Below are 1,259 nucleotides of genomic sequence, written 5' to 3' on the forward strand. Positions count from 1 at the left end.
TTACGCAGATCAAGGTCAGCGGCGGTCAGCGCAGCGTAAAGCTTCGGTAAAGACGTTTCGTGCCCGGCCTTACACATACCCAGTGCAGGTGATGCTGAAGGCTGCGATCTTTTGGATAATGCACGGGCCGAGGCTGTGATCGCTCATTTAGACGGTACTCGCTCAGCATAAGAGCAACGGCTGCGTGCCTTAACAAAGCAAATACCGAGATCCCCATGACAAATAAAACGTTTACCAGGCAAGTCGGCCCATGGCTGATGGCAGCTTTATCGGTCAATGCGATTTTTTTGGCATTCTTGATTTTTGATCATGGTTCGCAGGGGCACGATAAGAAGATGATCAAAACTAAAGAACCGTTGCTGATCGAGGTTCCAAACGGCGACGAGAATTACTACGTGCTGCCGCAGGGTACTACGCTATATCACGATAAAAGCTTTCCTGAAGGGCATGATCGTTATGTGGTGTATCTCAACCATAAGGGTACGATTGCCCACGAAGAAGTACCGATGAAGCCTGAGTACGGCGGTTCTTTCATTGATCCGCTCTGGCTGGCAAATGTTGATGCGAATACTTTGCAAGAAATTTTCAAGCGTTTTCCACTTTCCAAAAAAGACATTGCCGCTGCCATTAAGGCCAACGAGATAACCAAGGACGATTTGGCCGACATTATTCGTTCGATGCCCGATTAACCGATTATGAGGCACCGAAGGCACCGAAGGCAGCGATCCTCAGGCTGTGGGACGCGAAACTTCCCAGGCCGCATTCCTTTGCTGCGCGTGGGAACGATCAGACACCACAAATCCAAAGCCAACCACCCGCTCCTAACCACTCAACAATGAGCGTTAGCTCGAGTGCCCTTGATCTTGCCTAACCGGCGACATCGGAAGGCTGAGTGGAGGGATTGATCCGGGCGTGGGAGCGTAGCGACCGTCTGGCGCAGCCAGACACAGCGGAAGGAGGTGCAGCGAAGCAAACCGGAGCCGCTGCGCCCGGATCGATCCCGCAGCGAAGGAACCCGAGCCTGCGAGGGCCGAACATAGGAGCAAGCCTTTTGGGTTACCTTTTTGGCGTTTGAAAAAGGTGACCCGCTGTAAGAGCGGAACCTTAAGTAGCCGTTACCGCAGCAACGGATATACACGCAAAAAACCCGACCAAACAAACACCATCGCCAGCCGGCCCGCACAGGATAAGTGCGCTGGTTCAGAGGCTGTAGTAGTAACCACGGCTACGCAGCGCAACGATGCGCGGGCGGCCGTCGG

The 1,259-nt window shown here is 53.4% G+C and carries 1 protein-coding gene; it reads left to right on the top strand.

Annotation, left to right across the window (positions count from 1 at the left end):
• The first annotated feature begins 215 nt into the window (after positions 1 to 215).
• Positions 216 to 689 (top strand): hypothetical protein, encoded by a 474-nt coding sequence (locus D6877_RS00970; RefSeq protein ID WP_130909571.1) that lies wholly within the window; start codon positions 216 to 218, stop codon positions 687 to 689.
• Positions 690 to 1,259 lie beyond the last annotated feature (570 nt).

The sequence above is a fragment of the Pseudomonas sp. Sample_9 genome (assembly GCF_004307535.1).
Lineage (GTDB): Bacteria > Pseudomonadota > Gammaproteobacteria > Pseudomonadales > Pseudomonadaceae > Aquipseudomonas > Aquipseudomonas mercuritolerans.